At 57.9% G+C, this 21,891-nt stretch carries 17 protein-coding genes and 2 pseudogenes; 6 read left to right on the forward strand and 13 right to left on the reverse strand.

Annotation, left to right across the window (positions count from 1 at the left end; genetic code table 11):
* Positions 1–106 precede the first annotated feature (106 nt).
* On the reverse strand, positions 107–1,003 hold the full coding sequence (locus ACIQYF_RS22205; RefSeq protein WP_402866096.1) for a DUF4123 domain-containing protein: 897 nt from the start codon (positions 1,001–1,003) through the stop codon (positions 107–109).
* Positions 1,004–1,068: 65 nt separating this feature from the next.
* Entirely contained in the window at positions 1,069–1,587 is a 519-nt protein-coding gene (locus tag ACIQYF_RS22210; RefSeq protein WP_402866098.1) for an Hcp family type VI secretion system effector, read from the reverse strand.
* Between the two features lie 584 nt (positions 1,588–2,171).
* Between ACIQYF_RS22210 and ACIQYF_RS22215 the strand changes: the two genes are divergently transcribed.
* A complete protein-coding gene (locus ACIQYF_RS22215; RefSeq protein ID WP_402866100.1) occupies positions 2,172–5,141 on the forward strand; it encodes an autotransporter domain-containing protein in 2,970 nt (989 codons plus the stop codon).
* A 94-nt stretch (positions 5,142–5,235) separates the two neighbouring features.
* Here the strand turns inward: ACIQYF_RS22215 and ACIQYF_RS22220 are convergent, their stop codons facing one another.
* The 9 genes and pseudogenes from ACIQYF_RS22220 to ACIQYF_RS22260 form a co-directional block, all read right to left on the reverse strand.
* Positions 5,236–5,814 carry a TerD family protein gene (locus tag ACIQYF_RS22220; protein ID WP_402866102.1) on the reverse strand — a complete coding sequence of 193 codons (579 nt, stop codon included), beginning with the start codon at positions 5,812–5,814 and terminating at the stop codon, positions 5,236–5,238.
* A 138-nt stretch (positions 5,815–5,952) separates the two neighbouring features.
* Positions 5,953–6,996 carry a TerC/Alx family metal homeostasis membrane protein gene (locus ACIQYF_RS22225; RefSeq protein ID WP_402866104.1) on the reverse strand — a complete coding sequence of 348 codons (1,044 nt, stop codon included), beginning with the start codon at positions 6,994–6,996 and terminating at the stop codon, positions 5,953–5,955.
* Positions 6,997–7,003: 7 nt separating this feature from the next.
* A pseudogene (locus ACIQYF_RS22230) lies at positions 7,004–7,153 on the reverse strand (tellurite resistance TerB family protein); the annotation flags it as partial.
* Between the two features lie 70 nt (positions 7,154–7,223).
* Positions 7,224–8,414 (reverse strand): TerD family protein, encoded by a 1,191-nt coding sequence (locus ACIQYF_RS22235; RefSeq protein WP_402866106.1) that lies wholly within the window; start codon positions 8,412–8,414, stop codon positions 7,224–7,226.
* A 178-nt stretch (positions 8,415–8,592) separates the two neighbouring features.
* Positions 8,593–9,267 carry an HAD-IB family phosphatase gene (locus ACIQYF_RS22240; protein ID WP_402866159.1) on the reverse strand — a complete coding sequence of 225 codons (675 nt, stop codon included), beginning with the start codon at positions 9,265–9,267 and terminating at the stop codon, positions 8,593–8,595.
* Positions 9,268–9,272: 5 nt separating this feature from the next.
* On the reverse strand, positions 9,273–10,223 hold the full coding sequence (locus ACIQYF_RS22245; protein ID WP_402866108.1) for an HpcH/HpaI aldolase/citrate lyase family protein: 951 nt from the start codon (positions 10,221–10,223) through the stop codon (positions 9,273–9,275).
* On the reverse strand, positions 10,223–11,317 hold the full coding sequence (locus tag ACIQYF_RS22250; RefSeq protein ID WP_402866110.1) for a cysteine protease StiP domain-containing protein: 1,095 nt from the start codon (positions 11,315–11,317) through the stop codon (positions 10,223–10,225). Before ACIQYF_RS22250 ends, ACIQYF_RS22245 begins: the two co-directional genes overlap by 1 nt.
* Positions 11,310–12,068, reverse strand: coding sequence for a trehalose phosphatase (locus ACIQYF_RS22255; protein WP_402866112.1), 759 nt, complete (start codon positions 12,066–12,068; stop codon positions 11,310–11,312). Before ACIQYF_RS22255 ends, ACIQYF_RS22250 begins: the two co-directional genes overlap by 8 nt.
* A complete protein-coding gene (locus ACIQYF_RS22260; RefSeq protein ID WP_402866114.1) occupies positions 12,058–13,194 on the reverse strand; it encodes a phosphoribosyltransferase domain-containing protein in 1,137 nt (378 codons plus the stop codon). The genes ACIQYF_RS22255 and ACIQYF_RS22260 overlap by 11 nt, the downstream gene beginning before the upstream one ends.
* A gap of 234 nt (positions 13,195–13,428) precedes the next feature.
* On the opposite strand from ACIQYF_RS22260, the gene ACIQYF_RS22265 reads away from it, so the two are divergent.
* The 3 genes from ACIQYF_RS22265 to ACIQYF_RS22275 all read left to right on the forward strand — a co-directional run bounded on the left by ACIQYF_RS22265 (position 13,429) and on the right by ACIQYF_RS22275 (position 17,044).
* A complete protein-coding gene (locus tag ACIQYF_RS22265) occupies positions 13,429–14,724 on the forward strand; it encodes a carbohydrate porin (protein WP_402866116.1) in 1,296 nt (431 codons plus the stop codon).
* Between the two features lie 255 nt (positions 14,725–14,979).
* On the forward strand, positions 14,980–16,440 hold the full coding sequence (locus ACIQYF_RS22270; RefSeq protein WP_402866118.1) for an ArnT family glycosyltransferase: 1,461 nt from the start codon (positions 14,980–14,982) through the stop codon (positions 16,438–16,440).
* A gap of 97 nt (positions 16,441–16,537) precedes the next feature.
* Positions 16,538–17,044, forward strand: a complete 507-nt coding sequence (locus tag ACIQYF_RS22275; protein ID WP_402866120.1) for a hypothetical protein — start codon at positions 16,538–16,540, stop codon at positions 17,042–17,044.
* A 162-nt stretch (positions 17,045–17,206) separates the two neighbouring features.
* Here ACIQYF_RS22275 and ACIQYF_RS22280 read toward each other — a convergent pair whose 3' ends face one another.
* Complete coding sequence (locus tag ACIQYF_RS22280) at positions 17,207–17,890, reverse strand: histidine phosphatase family protein (protein ID WP_402866161.1); 684 nt, start codon at positions 17,888–17,890, stop codon at positions 17,207–17,209.
* Between the two features lie 549 nt (positions 17,891–18,439).
* On the opposite strand from ACIQYF_RS22280, the pseudogene ACIQYF_RS22285 reads away from it, so the two are divergent.
* Together ACIQYF_RS22285 and ACIQYF_RS22290 are read left to right on the forward strand one after the other, a co-directional pair.
* Positions 18,440–19,372: pseudogene (locus ACIQYF_RS22285) on the forward strand (methyl-accepting chemotaxis protein); the annotation flags it as partial.
* Between the two features lie 141 nt (positions 19,373–19,513).
* Positions 19,514–20,227, forward strand: coding sequence for a methyl-accepting chemotaxis protein (locus ACIQYF_RS22290; protein WP_402866163.1), 714 nt, complete (start codon positions 19,514–19,516; stop codon positions 20,225–20,227).
* A gap of 112 nt (positions 20,228–20,339) precedes the next feature.
* Here the strand turns inward: ACIQYF_RS22290 and ACIQYF_RS22295 are convergent, their stop codons facing one another.
* Positions 20,340–21,770: an amidohydrolase family protein gene (locus ACIQYF_RS22295; RefSeq protein WP_402866122.1), complete on the reverse strand. Its 1,431-nt coding sequence runs from the start codon at positions 21,768–21,770 to the stop codon at positions 20,340–20,342.
* Between the last annotated feature and the right edge of the window lie 121 nt (positions 21,771–21,891).

The following is a 21,891-nucleotide window of genomic DNA, read 5'->3' on the forward strand; positions in this document are numbered from 1 at the left end:
AGCTGCACGGTGGTTTTCATCAATGGGCAGGTGCCCATGCTGTTTCGTGCATCGTCCCGAGAAAGGTTGACGTTGTTGGGGTTTTTGGGTCTGAAGACAGTCGACATTAGGTGGGCTCTCGCAGGTGCAGGGCTCGGCATCGGGCGATTTCGGCTGCTTTCTCGAGGCGTTGCGCTGGGGTCAGCGCCGAGGCAGTGGTCAGGAGGTGCTGAAGATCGCAATGGTGTTGCAGGGCGTCCTCACCGAGGTAGCCGTGGATGTTGGCGTACAAGGTGATGTCGAGTTCGCTGTTAAAACCCCGCAGATACGCAGAGGTCGCCAACTCATGCACATGCGCCCAACGCTGGGCCGTCAAGAGGTTGGCCTGGTACGCGGGAAAGTAATGGCGCAGATGCTGGTCAAGCCGCAGCACCACGTTGCGAAAACTCACCTCATCCAACGCGCTCGTCTCTTGCGTCGAGAGCTGATAATGCGTGGCATGTTGCGCAGTGGGTGCAGGGCCGGGACGTTGCAAAAGATGCCAGCGGTCACGTGCACCGTCAGCGATAAGAATCTGATGACAAGGGCCAAACAGGGTGGGATCACCCGCTTCGATCGCAAGGCAGAGCAATGCATGCATCACCGAAGGGTCGGCCACGCGCAAAAAAACTTTCTGATCGTGCGGCATGCGCACCACGGTCAGCCAGCGCAAGTGTTCAACCAAGGACTGCCACGGGCCATCGCTAAACAGCAAGTAGCCCCACTCTTCATGGGCCTTGGCCAAGAACTGTTGCAGCACCGGGTTTTGCAGGTCTTCGACGTTCAGCACACGCGGCGACACGTCTTCAAGACCGGGCATTTGCGGACCTGTGTACAGGTGCTCAAACACCCAGGGATTGGTCCACTGGTCCAGATGTTTAGACAGTGTTATGAGGCGCACGGCGTCCAGTAATAAGCCTCTGCACCCTTGCCAATCGAGTTCGGGAGGAAAACCTGCCGACAACGAACCTTCACGTTCAACCATAAAATGCCCCCGTGAACGACATCAGCCCGCAAGCGCGGGCCGATGAAGTGTTATGCAGCGATGGTTTACGCAGAGACCGGAGTGCGCCAATCGTCAGAACCGGAAGTACCCGACGCTTCGTGAGTCCAGGTAATTTTACGGTAGGTGAATTGCACGTCTTCCAGGTGAGTGAAGTGGCTGTTACCCGGATCCTGGCAGTTGTGCATGTAGTCCTTTATGTCGACGATGATCGCGTCTTCAAGTGTGGTGGTGTAGTAATGCTCTTGAACGCCGGAAGCCGCAGTCCGATACCATTGAATAACGATTTCGGTGATGCGCTCACCGCTCGTCAATGCTTGAAGCAGCAAAGGCGAAGACTTGTCAAAAACCTTGGTGATGCGCAGGGGTTTGTGAACACGCTGACCGGTAGGCTGCCCCGACTGAGGATCACGTGGAATGATCACCTCGTGGCTGAAGCTCTGAACCATGACCTGGTCTTCGTGGCCTTCCTGATAACTGTTGCCCACTGAGTCTGCAGTGAAAGCACCGGCCGTGATCAGCCCCTGTTTCTCACCGGTAATGGACATATACGCTGGCGTAGCCATGAAGCTCTCCTTGCACAAAAAATGTGATAACGCTGCACACAAAAATGCTGCAGCACGCCAATAAGAGTTCAAGAGTTATGCCAACTTAAACTAAAGCCTTATAAACCGAGGGCTGCACAGTTATAGCTAACGCAGTAACAGCCCAATACCCCTCAATAACCGTTAAAAGTGCGCAAGAAGTTGCGCACCACTGCGCAATTTCTTGCGCACTGCCCTACAGCCCTTCACTGCTATAGCCTGCAGAACGTTATCCACAGGAAAAACTTGATTTAACTGCGCAAGAAGTTGCGCAGTTGAATATTTAGAAGAAAGTGCAAATTCAATTTTTTAATCCGCTTATTAGAGCCTGACTTGCTGTGTAAAAAAGAACCTTTGAGCGAATACCGGTCAGTGAGCCTCTGTAGGAAGAGCAGATCAATACTCGATTGCTTAGCGATGTTTTAACGATCAAAAGATCGCGAGGCAAGCTCGCTCCTACGGGGTCTGCGTTCATTCGCAAAGCCATGTCATATACAGATACATCATTTTGTAAAAACTAACCGCTATACAAGGCAGCCCGGTTATTACAAAAAAGGTTATCCGTCATGCCTGCCTCACCCCAGCGCCTTGCGCTCGCGATTGCGCTATTGAGCACAAGCGGCTTTAACACATTGGCCATCGCCAAAGACACTGTCCTTAGCTCCCCCAGCACCAGCGGCCTTAATCTGACAGCCAGCGATACGCTGACGGTTAAGCCCAACGGTAGCCTGACCACCGCCAAGGTGGCGGTCACGCTTAAAGACGCAACCAGTGCTACAGGCGTGGTGATCGATAACGCGGGCAGTCTGATTTCAACCGGCGGGCGGGCGATAGACAGCAGCGGTAGCGCAAGCACTACGCGCAACTACAGTATTTTCAACCGCAGTGGCGGGACGATTCAGGGCGATAACGATGCGCTGCGCATCGACACCAACTTCACCAGCGCCAGCGTGCTGATCGATAACAGCGGGACCATTCGCTCCACCAACGGCGGGCAGGCCATCGACCTCGACTCGATGCGCAGCGAGGGTGTCAAAACCACGCTGATCAACCGGCTCGGCGGGTTGATTCGCGGCGACTTTAACGACGGTATCAAGACCGGTTCCAACGCCACGATTATCAACTACGGCGAGATTTCTTCGGGCGATGCGGTCTCCGACAGCACCAAATACGACGGTGTCGATATCGACTCGGCAACCGGCGTCACGGTGACTAACTACGGCCTCATTTCGGGCGGGCGCCACGGCATCACCACGGACCTGGGCGCGTCCCTGCTGAACTATGGCGAGGTAACCGGGCGCAACGGCTCAGGCTTCGGCTCGGACGGCGACGGCACAGTGATCAACTACGGCACCATTACGGGCGCCTACTCCGGGCTCAAGCCCAACGGTGATGGCGATGGCGTCGACATCGACTTCATTGCCCATATTGAAAACTACGGGGTGATTCAGGGCACCGGTGCCGGTGGCGTCGACAAAAACGGTTTTGCCAACGGCAGTGAAGGTGTTGCATTGGGCGGCGGCTACGTCTTCAACGCCAAGGGCGCGCTGATCCGTGGCGCCAACAATGCCGTGCTGGTGGATGACGGCAGCGATGGCCCAGGCGTTGCCGCGACCACGCTGGTGAACAACGGCACCATTGAGGGGCTGGACGGCTTTGGCGTGAAGTTCGTGGGCGAGTTCGACGATGTGGTTATTAACAACGGCCTGATCAGCGCCAGCAATGGATTGGCACTGGATCTGGGCGGTGGCAATGACTCGCTGACACTGGGCAGCGCCAGCCGATTCAACGGTTTGGTTGACGGCGGCAGCGGTTATGACCGGGTGATTTTCGATGACCCGGCCGGTGGCAGCTTCGGTAACAGCCAGAACTTTGAATGGCTGGACGTGAAGTCCGGCAGTTGGACACTCACCAGCCTGAACGACTTTAGCGACGGCGGCGAGATTTTCAGCGGCGCGCGCCTGGTCAACCAAGGCGCCATTATCGGCAGCATGACGGTCGATGCGGGCGGTGTTTACGCAGGCGGCGGCAGCGTCGGGAATCTGCAGGTCAACGGCACGCTGCAAACCAACTTGCAGTTGGGCACAGCAACCATCACCCATAACCTGATCTTCAGCAGTGGCGCCACCCTGGCTTATGGCGTGAATGCCGATGGCAGCAGCGCCCCGGTACAGGTCGGCGGCACTGCCACGCTCAATGGCGCCACCCTGGCAATCAATGCCGGCAGCGGCACTTATCCATGGCTGAGCCAGTACAGCGTGCTGAACGCAGGTGCTATCAACGGCACCTTTGGCACGGTGACCAGTGATTACGCGTTCCTCACCCCAATACTCAGCTACAAGCCGACCAGCGTCGAGCTGACGTATGCACGCAATGACGTAGCGTTTGCCGACTACGCCACCAGCGTCAACGGCAGCAGCGCGGCCCGCGGTATGAGCCAGCTCAAGGCCGGGAATGCGTTGTACAACGCACTGCTCAACACCAATACCCAAACGGCAGGAGCGGCCATCGAACAACTGGCGGGCAGCGGCAACGCAGGCTTGAGCAGTGCAACTCTGGCCGCCACCCAGCAAGTGGGCAGCAGCATGTTAGCGGCCATGCAATCGCTGGGTGCCGGGGCAGGCTTACAAGTAGCGACTGACATTCGTCAGACGCCGGTACTGACCGCCACAGGTGTACCGGCCGGGCTGCGTAACCTCAATGATCCCAATGCGCAAGGCCGACTGTGGCTGCAAGGGCTAGGCAGTTATGGACGGTTGGACGGTGACCACGGCAGCAGCGATCTGACTCAGCGCACCAAGGGCGGTCTGCTGGGCGCCGATTGGGCACTGACTCAAGACTGGCGCATGGGCGTGCTCGGCGGGTATTCGAGAACCGATGTGGACAGCAGCGACATGGAAGGCACCGTCAACAGCTGGCACGCGGGCGCTTATGCCATTCGTCAAAGCGGCCCCCTGGCATTGCGTCTGGGCGCGGCCTACAGCGGGCATAACGGCGGCACTAAACGCAGCGTGGCATTTAACAGCTTCACCGATCAACCCAAGGGCGACTACCACGCCAACAGCCAGCAAGTCTTTGCTGAACTGGGCTATGCCTTGGGCAGCGGCCGCGTGAGTGCCGAGCCATTTGCCAACCTCGGTTATCAGCGTTATCACCGTGATCGTTACACCGAAAAAGGCGGCGCTGCGGCCTTACAGGTCGACGCGCAAACGCAGGACAACGTCAACAGCACGTTGGGTATTCGGCTAGCGCACCTGAGTCAGTTGGAAAACGGCATTAGCCTCACCCCGCGCCTGAGCGCTGGCTGGAAACACACCTATGGCGATGTCAGCAGCTCGACTCAGCAGGCTTTTGTGCTGGGCGCCAGCACTTTCAGTGTCGAGGGCACAGCCCTGGACCGTGACAGCCTGGTGTTGGATGCGGGACTGGATATCGGTGTTTCTGCTCATCAAACACTGGGCGTGGGCTACACCGCAGATATTGGCAGCAACAGCCGGAATCATGGGCTGATGGGGCAATGGCAACTGCGTTTTTGATTGATTAACACCCCGTGGAAGCGAGCTTGGCTCGCGATCTTTTAACGCTCAAAAGATCGCGAGCCAGCGCCCGCCTACAGGGGCGGCGGGCGCTTTAACCCAGGTTTACGCCGTATTCTTTAGCCAGTGGACCCAAGCCACCCGCAAAGCCTTGGCCGATGGCCTTGAACTTCCACTCGCCATTGTGGCTGTACAGCTCGCCGAAAATCATGGCGGTTTCAGTGGAAGCATCTTCACTCAAGTCAAAGCGCGCCAGCTCTTTGCCGTCGGCCTTGTTCACGACACGCATGTAAGCATTTGAGACTTGACCAAAGCTTTGCTTGCGACTGTCGGCTTCGTGGATGGTCACTGCAAACACCAGCCGTTTGGTCTCAGGAGCAAAGCCCACCAGGCTGATGTTGACTTGCTCATCGTCACCCTCGCCGGCACCCGAACGGTTGTCGCCCTGGTGTACGACGTTGCCGTCTGGTGAGGTTTTGTTGTTGTAGAACACAAAGCTGCCGTCATTCAGCACTTTGCCGCTCTCGCCAACAATAAACACCGAGGCGTCCAGATCGAACTCCGCGCCATCCGTTGCACGCGCATCCCAACCCAGACCGACAATCACTTCTGTCAGACCAGGAGCTTCTTTGGTCAAGGAGACGTTGCCGCCTTTACTCAGACTTACTGCCATGTTCATGAACCCTTACATGAATAGTTAAATGGGTGCCGATTAAAATGTCAGGTCATCACGCGCAAGTTCACCGTGTGCGTCCTGGTTGCTGCCGTTGGAAAGGAAAGTGCCATCAGCCACTTTCCTACTGACGCGTGATCAAGCATTCGTGTCTTTTTTAACGTCCGATTGCTCTTCTTTACCTGGAAAAATAACGCTGGCCACGATGCCGATGGCCAATACCACCAACACCACAAGCAGGCTGGTGTTTGGCTCAATGCTGATGCCATGGCCAAACAGGTGGTTGGTTGCATTCAACGCCAGCTTGGCAGCGATGAAGAACAACAAGGCGACCACCGATTTTTCCAGGTGCACCAAGTAGCGCTTAAGGGCTTCGAGTACGAAATACATGGTCCGCAAGCCAAGAATCGCAAACATCATGGCCGAGTACACAATCAACGGTTCACGGCTCACGGCGATAACCGCGGGGACGGAGTCGAAGGCAAACAGGATGTCGGAGACTTCAACCACCACCACGCACAGAAACAGTGGGGTCGCGAACAACGCGCCCTTGCCCACCAGAGTCATGCCTTTGTTTTCAGGTTTGGTGATCTCGGTTTCAAGCACTTTGCGTGACACAAAAAAGTGATGCCCGTGCAGCTTTGGCCAAACCGGAAACAGCTTTTTCGCAAACCGATAGGCGATGTGCTTTGAGTAATCCTCGTCTTTATCTTCTTCGTTACCGCGCAACATCATGATTGCAGTCCAGGCGACGATCACTGCAAACAGCACTTCGACCCATGGACCAAACGCCAGCAGGCCGGTACCGATGGCCACAAAGATCAAGCGGAATACGATGGCGCCGATGATGCCCCAGTACAGCACGCGGTGACGCAGCACATCCGGGATCTTGAACCAGGCAAAGATCGCCATGAACACGAACAGGTTGTCGACGCTGAGGACTTTTTCCAGCGCGTAACCGGTGACAAACAGGCTGGCCACAGTGGGGCCATGCGCGTAGTAGAGGTAGCCCGCAAAGGCGAGGGAGATCAGCACCCAAAAAATCGACCAGACGGCCGCATTGGTCAAAGTGACCGGTTTATCGCTTTTGTGGGTGAACAGGTCGATTGCCAACGCAATGACCGCCAGAGCCACAAATACCGCGATGGTCGTTGGCGGAAAGCCAATAGCCGTGTTTTCCATGATGCCCTCAGAGATCAAAATCGCCAGGGCTTAGCCCCAGCTCATTACAAATAGCGCGGCAAACAGCCCGCTCACTTTCGTCGAAGTTGCCGTCCGCACTGCCGATGGCACAACAAACACGCACCAGCAGACGAGCCGCCTCTTCTTTTTTACGTCGCTGACCGACCGATCGGCTGATCAAATTCAAAGGGTTCACATGCCTTGGCAGGTGGCCTGTGACACCGCGCTTACTTGGACCCGGCGGCCCAGCGCATGCCCCAGTCAAATGCCTTGTCCATGTCCGAATGGCCCTTGAAGAACTCGACCTTGCGATTGACCTTGACGCTCCCCCCAACGTTTTCGAGCAAGGCGATGGCGCACATGCCTTTATTGCCGCCCTCTTCGCTCAGGCGCACTTCAATCGGAGGTTCGCCCGGGATGTACAGCGTGATCACACCGTCAGTTGCTTGCCAGTTCGGCGCACCTTCGTAAATGAAGGCGTACACCAACACCCGGCGCATCTTGCGCCACTCCTTGCCGTTGACTCGCAGCCACTCGCCGTCACTCACCGACCCGGTCCGGTCATCGCCCATCAATTGAATGAAAGGCTCGTCACCAAATTCGCCAAACGCATTGCCCAAAGCCTGGACTGCGCCCTTGCGGCCGGTTTCCATTTCGTACAGGCAACCCACATCCAGATCGATCCCCCCCGACTTGCCGAGCAGCGAGGCAAAGAACCCACCACCGCTGTTCTGCGGGGCACGGTTCCAGTTGAGGTTGATTTTGATCTCGCCGAAATCGCCGTCTTTTTTATCGAGGCTGATGGTCGGGCGCTGCTTGTCGAGGGTGACCTTCGACAAATTAACTGTGCGTACCGTGGCCGCGGCTGGCGGCGTGGGTGCGACGGCGGGGAGTGGATTCGCTACGGGAGCAGCGGCGGCAATTTCAACGCCGAAGTGCTCGGCCAACGGCGCCAGTCCACCGGCAAATCCTTGTGCGACGCTGCGAAATTTCCATACGCCCTGACGACGATAGAACTCACCGAGGATCAACGCAGTTTCCTGCATGCCTTGGGTCGGTATGGGCGCTTCAATGCCTCCGGTCATCGCAACATTGAGCGGTGCAAATGAAGAAAATTGGGCCTTGTTTTCGTAAATGGTCGCCGTCACTGCAACTTTTTCGATGGCCGTATCAATCGCCTCAAGGTTGAGACTGAACACTGCACGGCCGGGAGCAGACTCAACCAGCTTCACGGCGCCATGGCTGACACTCTGCTGGCCGAAGAAACACAGGTCGTTGTCGCCACGCACCTTGCCCGACTCACCAAGCAGGAACGCCGAGACGTCCAGATCGGCACCCGGCACAGGGCTGTAGCTGACAGTAACGCTCAGGGCGCCTGGATTAACGGCAGTGTTTGCCCCCGGCGTCAGTGTGGTCATGCGCGCAACGCCTGCACAGCATCACAGGTCAAGGCGCAGGTGTTCCCGGCATTTATTTCCAGGAAAATAGTTTGAATCCGGGACAACCCAATAGCCATGTAGCGGCTCCTTGTTAGCACGCCGGCACGAGGTGCCGTATTTGATTGCTGATTATTGACCTGCTTTGCTTGCGCCAGGCTTACAACGGATCACGCAAACACACATCCAACGGCCGCTTGCGGCGCCACAGCGCATGAAACTCGCGCCAATGAGGTTCTTGTGCGGCACCCAACATCTGTTCATCGCCCTGGGTGTCGCCCCAGGCGCGCAATGTGTATTGGTCCAAAGGACCGTACTGCGCCTCTAGCCGGAGGACTTTCTGTTCGCATCGACAGTTGATGCCGTCAATTTCGCCGGTGAGCACGCCATCGACCGATTGCAGGCGCGTACCGATAAGCCCGATGCCCAGCTTTTTAGCAAAAGGCCTGAGCACCAGCTCAGGCGATGCCGAGCAGATGGTCACGATTGCTTTTTGCTCAAGCTGGTCGGCGACCGATCTTAAGCCCAAAGGCCGCATTAACCGCTGGAACGAAGCGTCACAAAATGCGTCGGCACGCTCTGCGACCCATGATTCCTTGGTTCCAGTGAGGTAGACCGTGATCAGCTTTTCTTTCAAATCATTTCGGCTGATCCGGCCCAGCAGATAAGAAGCCGTTGACGGGATCATCCGCAGCAGGCGCATGGCGAACAGTCGATTGCCAAAGGCAAAGCGCAAAAAGGGGACAAAACTGTCGTGATAGGTCAGCGTGCCATCAAAATCGAAGGCCGACAGGATCGGTTTGCCCTGCTCTGGTGTATTCAAAACTTCGTTCAAACGACTCATTCAGCCAATCGCTGGCCGCCTCCAAAAATGTCCATCGAGCTGGCTGTTTCGGGGCGAACCCCTTGCCAATGCGCTCGTTCAATAATCATTTGCGCCCATTTGCAATGGGTCGCGGGTTCACACATAGCGTCGTTGAATTTGAACACCGCAGGCGCCGTCTCACTGAGTATTTGACGTGCACTGTTGAAATCTTCAAGGGTGACTTGCAACGCCCGGTGGATAACTGCAATTTGCGATGGATGTATCGCGGTTTTACCTATAAGCCCGTGGGCAATATCCAACGCCAGCTCCTGCTCCAGCAGGTGCGGCGCATTGAGCTGTTCGAACACCGGCGCAGTCAGGGCAAAGCCCGCAGAGCCCATGATCGCGCATAACATCGAAATCACGTAATTCATGGGCGTGCTGTACAGCGTCATCGTCGGGGGACGGCGCAAGCTCAGGCAACTCATCAGATCATTGCCGCCAATGCGCAAGGCGATTATCCGCCCTGGCAGTTGCTCCAGCAGGGCACTGCGCAACTCAATCATGGCGCCCGGATCAAATACCTCAATGGTTTCAAGGGTTGGCATCAGCATCAAATCGCTGCGGGTTACGGCCTGTTGCCACTCGCGGATGTTACGCAGACTGAGCTTGGGTACGACAAAACCATCGACGTAACGCATCAATGACCATTCATTGAGCACTGCTGCCATCGCTGAGTCACGCGGGCGGACAAACAGAAGCGGGGCGCCGAACGATCTGCCGCCGCGCGCATCAATCGCCAACAAGAGGTTTTTGAGGTTGTTCAGCGCCTGCTGCACATCGGTTTGAGCCACGGCGTCTTCAAGGCACACCACCAACGAACGCAAACCCTGGATTTTTTCGCCGTACACCACCTCCAAAATGTCAGCGCGGGTCGCCGGCATGTAAAGCGTAGCGCCCAGGGCATAAGCTGAATGCCGGATCATCAGCGAACACGCCTGATCACGGTAACCGCGCGATACGGCCCCAATTGGGCGCCGACTTCTTCGACCTCGATATTGGCCAGACGGCTCAGGTGCATCAGCAGTTGAACGTGCGGATCCGAGCAACTGCGCACCAATACGTGGTCGGGCACGCGGCGCATCACCGCACGGGTGGCCTCGGCGATGCCAGGTTTAACCCGATGGGGGTTGAACACCGAAAAGCGCGTCGAGACATGTTCGACCGCCGCCCCAGCTTGTTGCTGCAATGCCAGGGCCTGTGTCAGCGTCCAGGGTTGTGCAGCGACCTGCGGCGCTAACTGGGCACGCTGGATTTCGATGCTGTGGATAAAGTTCATGGTCTCGTCATGCTCAGCCAAGTGGTTATACACCACACACCCGTGCAAACCGGGTTCAGGTGGCCAGATCGAGCGTGATACCAGACCCGACACGGTGGCCCCCAAAATACCTGAGGGGATCAACCAATCTTCGGCCGATGCCGCCAGCCAGGCACGACCACAAGGGTCGGCCAACACCACCAGACGCGGCTCGGATGAAAAGCGCGAGTCGCCCGCCAAGCTGTTTCGAATCTGCCCGCTTATCGCGCCTTTACCGGTCCAGCCATCGACAAACACAATGTTCTCGGCACCGTGCGCCTTGATGATAGCTTCGAGTGCCACGCTGTCGATTCCACGATCACGAATAATGCTGATCCCGTAATGCCGGGCATCACGCCCGCGCTCAACCAGCGCCCGGCGCAGCAAAACACCCAATGGCAGCCCTGCCCGCACAAACGATACCAACGCAATCGAAGGCCCGTTATAACGCTCATTGAGCGCGAGGGCCAACGCCTGAACATCCGCTGCCATGCGCGCACCGTTTTGCGCCAGCGCCTGTTGATACAGGGCTTTATGGGTACTGGAGGGCGGATGTTCCTGGCTGATCATTTCGGAGTAATGACGCTGCCGGGTCTGAATCAGACGCTCTTTTTCCGGCATATCGGTCGCTTCAATCTGCATGACGCGCAGTAAAAAGTGCACATCATCGGCGGCATAACTGCCGCTGCCGACAGTATTCAACGCTGCAAGTACCTTATTCATGATCAATACTCGCCAACACATGGCTGGCCAACTGGCCGCGCTTGGGCGTGCCCCACCAGTCGCACTCGGCCATAAAGCCTAGGTCCGAGAGGCTGTCACCAAAACCGAGCAACGGACGTTTGCCATGGCGCGCCTGGTCGCGGCGAATCCACTCGCGCACCGCTTCACGCTTTTGCAGCGCCAGCGGCAGGAACGCCAGATTGTTGCCGTTGCCGTGAACGTACAGCCCGTCGAGCAACCCCCTTGCCTTGACCTCGGCCAATACCCTGAGCAGCACCTGATCGGATGCGTGGTTGTGCTTGGTGACCACGTAATGGGCCAGTCCTTGTTCTTCAACCACCCACCCGCGCAACGAGAAACCCAGTTCGGCGCCAATGGCCAGGGTGTGTTCGCTTAAACGATGAAGACGGCTCTGTTCATGCGCCAGCTCGTTGCACATGCGTGCCTGCCAGTCGCGGTCCTGCGAGCCGTCAGCGTTGAGGATGACCCCGCCGTGCGCACACACAGCGCCGTGGACAAACGGCAGCTGCACCCGCTGATAGGCCTCGACGCTGCGGGCAGTCACTGGCACAACGTCAGCGGTGGCCAGCAGCCACTCGATAAAGCTTTTCTGCGTGGCGCTCATAAAGCCATTGGGCTGGCCGTCCACATCCAAGGTGGCGGTATAACGAGGTTCATCGCCCATTTTACGGGCGGTTTGAAACAGCGTGTCGTCCAGGTCAACGAACACCAGCGCACGCTTAGTGGTCATGGACAATGACCTGCGCATTCAACGCACTGAGCAACGCCGGATCAAACGCAGCCGCCGGGGTTTCGCTGCACATCAGCACGCGGTCGAACTGGCCGGGAGCCACGTTGTACAGGAAGTTGGGGATGCCCAGACCATAGTTATCGCTGAACGACAGCGCATGCTCGATGGCGTGCCCCACTGCAATGGGCGAGCGGCTGGTGGCGCTGAAATGCACATCGGCACCGCCTTGCTCCAAGCGTTCGGCCAATAAAAACGGGGGCCAGACAAACTCGCTGGTGCCCACCACCAATACCCGTTCATCGGGCAGCACCTGTAAGCCTGGGGCCAGCGTGTCACGGTATTTGCGCACGCCCATGCGCCCCCAGTCACGCAGGGGGTCTAACGGCCAGTGGCCTTGGGCAACGCTACCCACTTGGGGCATATCGGGCAGGTCTGCGCTGAGGTCTTCGGTGAAGGTGTAGCGCCCCTCAAGCAATGAGACGCTGCTGACGTGATCGCCCAGCGCCTTGCGCACCGCGTCTTGGGACCAGTCCGTTAGAGTCGCCGTGACAATTCGCTCAATCGAAATAACACCTGCATCGGCCAGGGCTTTGGAGACATTGATAAAGGTATTGCCGGTCGATGCTTCATCATCCACCAGCACCAGCGAGCGGGCCTTGAGCAGCCATTCGCGGGTGCAAGCGTCTTGCGGCAGGTGCAGCAAATGCGTGCTGGCATGGCTGTGTGTTTCTTCAAAACGGGCAAGTAGCTCGCTGCCCGTGGGGTGACGCGTGCTGCACAGATACACGCAGTCATTGCGGGTTTGACTGAGTGCACGGTGCACGCCAGCGCCCAGGCCGACGGCCGTTTCGGCCATGCCAATCACGAGCACGGGGCCAGGCAAGTCGGCGGGGATTTTAGCGGCCAGCGCCTTGAAGCTTTCGGCCATTAGCGATGGACGGGCCGGAATGTGCCGACCCAGTACGCGCGAAACAAACAGAAAAGCGCGCTTGGGGTTACGCCGCTCAGCGAAACTGAACAGTGCCTGCGGCTCAAAAGTCGATGCACTGACTTCAACGTCCAGTCGACCGCGTCTAAGGTTTGCGAACAAAGCCTGGGGTTGGGTCATGGGTTTGCCGCTGCTCATCAGAGTCTTACCTGGGAATACGCAAAAAAGAGGGGTGGCAAGATTCGCGAGTGGGTCCCTTTAAACAAGCGAAAAATGATTACTGAAAATGGCCATGATCGAGTCGCCCGGCCCGTACTCGCCACATGCCCACCTATGACAAAATATTAATTTTATGAACTAACTAGTTCATACTGTGCGACATCGTGTCGCTCCCCTGCTCTGCGACACTGCCTACGAAGGAGCACTTTCCAAATGTTTTTCTCTTCCCGCGCCCTGCTGACCTCCAGCCTGTGCAGCGGCTTGTCTCTTTTGGCCCTGACCTCCACCGCCACGCTGGCCGACACCCCCGACGACCTGATGAACCGCTCGACGCTGACCGGCAACTGGGGCGGCGAGCGTCAGAAGCTGGCCGACAAGGGCATCAAACTGACCGGCGATTACAACTCCGAAACGTTTTCCAACCTGCACGGCGGGATCAAGCACGGCACGCGATATTCGCAACAAGTACGGATCGGTGCCCAGTTTGACTTGAGCAAATTGCTCGACACCCCAGACGCGGGTTATGTGCAAATCACCGTCAACGATCGTCGCGGCCACAGCGCTTCCGAAGACTTGGTGGGCAACCGTTTGCCGGTACAGGAAAACTATGGCGGCCAGTACACGCGACTGTCCGAGTTCAGCTATGAGCGCACGCTGTTTAGCCCTGCGCTGACCACCAAACTCGGCTTCTTGCCGATGGGCAATGACTTTGGCGGCATGCCGTTGTTGACCAGTTTTGTTAACGCCGGTTTCTGCGCACACCCGCTGACCATGTCCAATGGCAGTGGCTGGAGCAACTATCCGACACCGCACTGGGGCGGTGAGTTGCGCTACACCGTCAACCCGTCGCTGACCCTGCAAACGGCCGTATTTCAGGTCAACCCGGAGTACAACAGCCGGTCCTCCGAAGCGTTCACCATGACCACGCGCGGCACCACCGGCGCTATCCTGCCGCTGGAAGCGATCTTCAATAACAACGCCTTCCTCAACGGCCAATACAAAGTGGGCTGGTACTACGACACCTCCAACACCACGAAAATTGGCAGCACAGAAAAAGCCAACAACCGCACGGGCGCTTACGTGCTGGTCGACCAGGCGATCTGGCGCGATGAACAAGACCCCGAAAGCGTATTGCGCGCCTTCGGCCAGGCCGCCACCAGCAATGCTGCGACCTCGGCCATGCACCGTTGGTACTCGGTGGGTGTGGTGAAACAAAAGCCGTTTGCCAGCCGCCCGAAAGACAGCATCGCCTTCGCTTATGGTCGCGCCGTGTTCAATTCACGCTCGCGGGACGTGCAAGAGGCCGCCGCCAGCAGCCCCGAGCAAGCCAACATGATCGCCAACCTCGACAGCGGCGAGCAGTTGCTGGAGCTCAACTATGGTGCGCAAGTGACTCCATGGTTGCTGCTGCGCCCGGACGTGCAATACATCATCGAACCGGGGGCGTTCTATGGCAAAAGCCGCGGCAATGCGCTGGTCGCGGGTTTGCAGGTTAAAGCGACGTTCTGATCGCCGCCCTGCCCTGGCAATGGCCGGGGCAGGGGGATCATTGACCGGCTCCTGCTGGAATGCCGCGCCCCGAGCAGCCTGTCCACGCCGCAAAACACCGTCTAAAAAATCAGCAAAAATCGACCCATAAAGTCGTGTAATCACTCATGTGAACACTCACTATCTTCTCGCCATCCCAACGTTTTTCACATTTTGTTAAACATTCCCCTCCTATACTCCAGCGCACTATTTACTCGACCTCTGCCTGGTAGCCCAATGCGCCTGACCCGTCCCGCCCTGCTGTTAGTGCTGCTCGGTTGTTTGCTGTTCTTTTTTGCGCTGGGTAATCATCAGTTGCAAGGCTCAACCGAATCTCGGGTGGCGGGAATTGCGATGGAGATGCACCTGAGCAATGACTGGGTAACTCCGTCTTTGCTCGGTGAACCTTTTCTGGAAAAACCGCCCTTGAGTCTGTGGCTGGATGCCGGAGCTATTCGCCTGTTGGGCGGTGAGCCCTTGAGCGTGCGGCTGGCGTCGGCTTTTGCCGGTTTAGGCTGTGTGCTGTTGCTGTATGCCATGCTGCGCAAGCTCGCACGCCCGACAGCACTCGCCTGGACCGCCGCCGCCATGCTCGCCACCATGGCCAGTTTTTGGAGCAACAGCCGTCAGGTGGGGGAAGATGCCTTGCTCACCCTCGGGGTGACGATGGCGCTGTTGGCGTTCTATCACGCCAGCCGCCAACCGCGCTTTGCCCTCGGCAGTTGGCTGTTATTTGCCTGCGGGATTGCCATTGCGACGCTCAGCAAAGGCGTCCTGGGACTCGCGCTGCCAGGGGTGGTGATTTTTGCCTATCTGCTGTGCGAAAGCCTGATCGACAAGCGTTTTATCCTGAAAAACTGGATACGCCCTGCACTGCTGACACTGCTCGGACTCATCCCGCTGATGATCTGGCTGGCCGTGCTGTACCAGCGCGGCGGGCCTGGGGCGGTGGGCGAAGTGCTGTGGGCCAACAGTGTCGGACGCTTCAGCGGCTCGTTTGTCGAGGCCGGGCACTACGAACCGTTCTATTACTACCTGGCCAAGTTGCCCGAAGCCTTTTTGCCCTGGAACCTGCTGACGTATCTGGGCCTTTGGCACTTTCGCAAGCAGTTGCAGCAAAACCGCTACCTGCTGTTTTTCTGTGTCTGGCTGCTGGCGCAGTTCATGTTGCTGACTCTCGCGTCCAGCAAACGCACGGTGTATCTGATGTCGCTCGCCCCCGCGGCGGCCGTGATTGCGGCGGAATACGCCGGGGTGATGTTGGACTGGTTGCGGCACAAAAGTCAGACTTCCCCCTTGGCCAAGCGCATCAGCGAGCATCATCGCGGCCTCGCGATGACCCTGCTGGCCATCATCGTCGGTTGCTACCTGGTGGCCGCCTTTCTGGCGCCGCGAGCTGATCGAAGCGTGTCCTTTGAGCCTGTGTCGGCACAGGCCATGAGCCTGCAAGCCAGCGGCAAGCATATCGCCTTGATGCAACCCGACGAGCGCCTGGCCTCAGTGGTGTTCTACAGCCAGCAACTGCAGCAAGCGTTGCAAACCAAAGAACAGTTGCGGGCCTTTTTGCAGGCCTCGCCCGATAACGTGGCCATCGTTGAAAAACCGGATGTGGCCGGCCAGCCACTGAACGTATTGGCAACAGTAACCGTGGGGCATCGCAGCTTTTACTTTGTCTCTCTGGGTACTGTGACTCCATAAACATGACACCGGACAACAGAATCGTCGTTATCGTGGCCGAATAACTGGTTTTGGCTACGCTCCCAGTGCTGGGCGTTTCCCAGTCAAGGAGCCTGCCATGACCATCCGCATTACCAGCCAGACCCTGAGCGAATACGACGCACAGTGGGCCTACAAGACCGCCACTGCGTATCTGCGCCAATCGGATCTTGCCAACTATTTGATTGACCAGCTTGAACAACAGCACGTGAAGCTCAGTGTCGAGGTCAGTACAGACCCGGCGCTGGCCGATCAGGACACCTCGAACAACGGCACGATTGTGTGGAACCTGCTTAGCAGCGTGTCACCCAGCGACGATCTGCCCAATGTTGCGGCACTGCTCAGCCGCATCCCGGCGGCACAAAAACCGTATGTCACCAGCCAGTGGGGGCTCATGCATGCACTCGCGCTCGCTTGCCAGCAACTGAGCGACCAGCTCAACTTTCGCGATGCGGATGCAACATGGCCGTGGCTTGACGAAACAGTGCTCAGCGCCAGCGACATTGAAAACGAGGTGGCCCGTGAGCTTAGCGATCTGCCGCTACCGGACCCGCAAAACTGGAACCGTGTGCTCAAGCCTGCCTAATCGGGCTTGATCGTTGTAGGAGCCTGGCTTGCCAGCAATGCAGGCGATACGGTTTTTACCGTTAGACCGTATAGACACACGCACTGACAGATCCCTGCCCCAATGAAAACGCCCGGCTGGGGTGGCCGGGCGTAGAGGGCGATTCAGGTCAAAGCGGCGGCATCACAATCTCGACGCCTCAAACCCGTGGGCGGGGGGCAAGGCTTTGTGCGGCACAATGCTCGCCCAATCTTTGGTCTCGATATACCCCAGCATCTGCGGCTGAGCATGGGTGCCATCGGCTTTGATAAACAATGAGGCACCGTAGCCGAATGGGGTATCGGTTGGCACATGCATGCCCGCTTCAAGATCGTCCATGCATTCGCTATGGGTTACCAGCACCAGATTGCGACCCGGTACTTTGTGCTTGAGCGCATCACGCAACATCGTGCCCCGGCAGTTGAATATCCAGTCGTGTGCTTCAACCCTGTGCGAAAACATCGCCTCGGCTGTTTGCCGGGTCCGCGTCAGGTCGCTGCTATAAATATCGACGTCTTTGAGCCCTAGCTGCCTGAACGCGTCACCCAAGCCCTGCGCAACGGCTTCACCCTCGACCGTGACACCGTCCTGAGGCCCAAGACAGGCCGCGTTCGTGCGATCACACCGCTCCACATGGCGCACCAGTGCTATCACGTCGCCGTTCGCCCAGCTTTGGTTCAGGCTCAACACGTTACTGGCATTGCTGAGGTTCGCCAGGTTAGGCGCCGGTGACGGCGACAGCAGTTGCACCGTGATAAAAATAGTCAGGACGCTGACGCCGAGCACTACCAGGGTATTGCGATAACGTGCCAGCGCCTTGCGCAACATTGCGCGTTTAGCCCCGGCTAGTCGAAGACTCAAAATCACGTAGAACGCCCCTATGGCACCAGTGAACGACATATGCCGTCACCCTATAACGCGAATATGACAATGGATGGATGAGCAATCCCACTCCGGCGTCAGAAAGTAGTCTTGCATGACAAGGCTTTTTCTTAACTGAACAAAGTCTAGAAATAGGGGCGTCAGGAACGAGTGAAACGAATGTGAAAAAAACCTTGAAGCCGGGGTGGCTTAGCCGCGACGTTACAAACGGTTATTGACCCCTTGATCATGGCGCATCAAAAAACGTTTTAGCTCTGCCGTCTCCCGCCGATACAGCCCAATACAAGCACTCTGCTGGGCCAAAAAAACAAAACCCTCCAGCGAAAATCGATCCTGCGTGCACCGTTCCTGGAGATGTAAATGAACAGTTGGCTGAGCAACATCAGCGTTAACCTGAAATTAGCCTTGGGCTTCGGCCTGGTTTTGGCCCTCACGTGCCTGATGGCCATCGGCAGTTGGTTCAGTCTGGACACCCTGATTGCCCGCAGTAACTGGATGAGCGACATCACGCGACTCAACAGCGCACTGACCAACCTGCGGGTCGCGCGTTTGCAGTACATGCTGACCAATGGCGACGAAACCGCTGCACAGAACGTGCAAACCAACCTGGACGCCTTTGAAGCTCAGCAAAAGCAATTGCTCAGCACGTTCAACAGCCCGGACAACCTCAAGCTGCTCAACGAGCAACACGAACTCATCACCCGCTACCAGAGCTCCTTGGCGAAGATGCGCAAGGCTTACGTTGAGGGCGCCGTATCGCGTAACCAGATGGACAGCACCGCCAAGACCGCACTCGACGCCATCGCGGCCCTCAATACCCGGGTGCTGCAACGTACGGCGGGTGAAGAAGGTCGTTTTGAGCAATTCCAGGCGGTCACCAAAGTACACGAACAATTTCTGCTCGCACGTGAGCTCGTTCGGGCAGATATTGCTTCGCCCAACGATGCGACCGAACACGCGGCACGCGCGCAACTAAGCGCTGCCATCGCCAGCCTTGAACCACTCAGAGCCCACTTCAGCAGCACCGCGGGCGACACTTTGCGCACCCTGAGTGAAGCCATGGCGCAATACAGCCAGGCGCTACAGGTCTTCACGGGCACCCAAAGCACCATCATCGATATGCGCAAAGAGATGACCGACGACGGCAACGGCATCGTCAATCGCAGCAACGAGCTTTACCGCATTCAACTTGACCGCCGCGATGCCGAAAGTGTCAGCGCCAATCGCCTGCAATTAATCAGCACCTTGTTGGTGTTGCTATTTGGGGTCTGTGCTGCGGTGATCATCACCCGCCAAATCACGCGGCCGTTGCGTGAAACCCTGGACGTGGTCGAGCGCATTGCCAGCGGCGACCTGAGCCAAAACCTGCGCGTCACCCGTCGGGATGACCTGGGTGTACTGCAACAAGGTATTGCGCGTATGGGCACGACCTTGCGTGAGTTGATCAGCGGCATTCGCGACGGCGTGACGCAAATCGCCAGCGCGGCCGAAGAGTTGTCTGCGGTCACCGAACAAACCAGCGCCGGGGTTAACAGCCAGAAAGTCGAAACCGATCAGGTGGCCACCGCCATGCATGAAATGACCGCCACCGTGCAAGAAGTGGCACGTAATGCAGAGCAAGCCTCACAAGCCGCGGCAGCCGCTGACGGCGAAGCGCGCGAAGGCGACAACGTGGTGAACCAGGCAATTGATCAGATTGAACGTCTGGCCGTTGAAGTGGGTCGCTCGACCGAAGCCATGGCCGTGTTGCAAACAGAAAGCGACAAGATCGGCAGCGTCATGGACGTGATCAAGGCCGTGGCCGAGCAGACCAACCTGCTGGCGCTGAACGCCGCCATCGAAGCCGCCCGGGCGGGTGATGCGGGGCGTGGTTTTGCTGTGGTCGCCGATGAAGTCCGAGCGCTGGCCCAACGCACGCAAAAGTCCACCGAAGAGATTCAGACCCTGGTGGCTGCACTTCACAGCGGCACCCAGCACGTGGCCATGGTCATGAACAACAGCCGCACCTTGACCGACAGCAGCGTGAGCCTGACTCGTCAGGCGGGCACTTCGTTACAAGGCATCACTCGCACCGTGTCGAATATTCAGTCCATGAATCAGCAGATAGCCGCAGCGGCCGAACAGCAAAGTGCAGTGGCGGAAGAAATCAGCCGCAGCATCCTCAACGTGCGCGACGTCTCGGAACAGACGGCAGCCGCGAGTGACGAGACGGCCAAATCCAGCGTTGAACTGGCGCGCCTGGGCACTCAGCTGCAAGAAATGGTGAGCCACTTCAAGGTGTAGTCCGCAACCTCAAGTTCTGTGGGAGGTGGCTTGCCAGCGATTCAGGCGGGGTGGTCTTTCAAATAGACCGCGTCGCTATCATCGCGGGCAAGCCAGCTCCCACCTTCAACTCTCAGCGCGGTAAAAACACCCCGGCACGGCCCCCATTAGCCCTGCCCTGTTGATAACTCAACACGCCGTTTACCCACACCCCGTCGATCCCTTCTGCCGCCTGTTGTGGATAACTAAAGTCCGCCACATCGCGCACCCTCTCAGGATCAAACAACACCAGATCCGCCCAATAGCCTTCGCGCAGTTCGCCCCGTTCTTTAAGGCCAAAGCGCCGCGCCGACAGCCCGGTCATTTTGTGTACAGCGGTGTGCAACGGAAACAATCCTGCATCGCGACTGAAATGCCCCAGTACCCGAGGGAAAGCGCCCCACAAACGAGGATGGGGAAACGGGTCATCCGGCAAACCATCCGAGCCAATCATCGACAACGGATGCGCCAAAATGCGGCGCACATCACGTTCATCCATCCCGTAATACACCGCGCCCGCCGGTTGCAGGCGCTTGGCTGCGTCGATCAACGAAACGCCCCACAGGCCGGCGATTTCCTGTAGGTCGCGCCCGCTCATGCTCGGGTGAGGTGTCGACCAGGTGATGGTGATCCGAAATGCATCAGTGACTTGCTTGAGGTCCAGGGTCGAAGAACTCGCCGCATACGGGTAGCAATCGCAGCCCACTGCATGGGTTTTCGCGGCCTGTTCCAGTGCTGCCAGCAACTGCGGACTGCGCCCCCAGTTGCCGGCGCCCGCGCATTTGAGATGGGAAATAATCACCGGCACCTGGGCCTGGCGGCCGATCAAGAACGCTTCATCCATGGCCACCAGCACCGGCTCGAATTCACTGCGTAAATGGGTGGTGTATAACGCGCCAAAGGCTGTCAGTTCAGCCGCCAGTTGCAGCACTTCATCGGTGTCGGCATTGAACGCACTGGCGTAGGCCAGTCCTGTGGATAATCCCAGCGCGCCCTCGTCCAGGCTCTCGCGCAGTTGCTGGCGCATGCCGCGTATTTCGCTGGGGCTGGCGGTGCGCTGCAAATCGTCCATGTGGTTACTGCGCAAGGCCGTATGGCCTACCAGTGCAGCAACGTTCACGGCAGGTCTGGCCACTTCAAGCGCTGCTCGATAGTCCCGCAAACGCGGGTAGACAAAGGCGCCACGGGGGCCGAGCAGGTTCATCGGGTCGGGCGGCTCACCGCGTAACGTGACCGGCGACGCGCTGATGCCACAGTTGCCGACAATCACCGTGGTGACGCCCTGGCTAAGTTTGGGCAGCATCTGCGGCTGGCGGATGACCACCGTGTCATCGTGGGTGTGCACATCGATAAACCCCGGCGCCAGCACCCGGCCACCGGCGTCGATTTCGGTCGTGGCGCGCGCGTCGCGCAAATCGCCAATGCGCTCTATACGCCCTCCGCTCACGGCCACATCGGCCCTGTAAGCCGGGGCATTGCTGCCATCAATCACGTGTGCGTTGCGGATCAGCGTGTCGTAGCGCATCTAGGGTCTGTTCCCGTTTCATTGCAGCCGCGACGAAAGCCCACGTGATGCAAGGCAAGGCGCGAGAAGCGTAGTGTGGTTATTCCCAATAAACTTAGAGCAACGCCATCCTGCGCCACCT

Source organism: Pseudomonas sp. NPDC096917, assembly GCF_044762555.1.
Taxonomy (GTDB): Bacteria; Pseudomonadota; Gammaproteobacteria; order Pseudomonadales; family Pseudomonadaceae; genus Aquipseudomonas.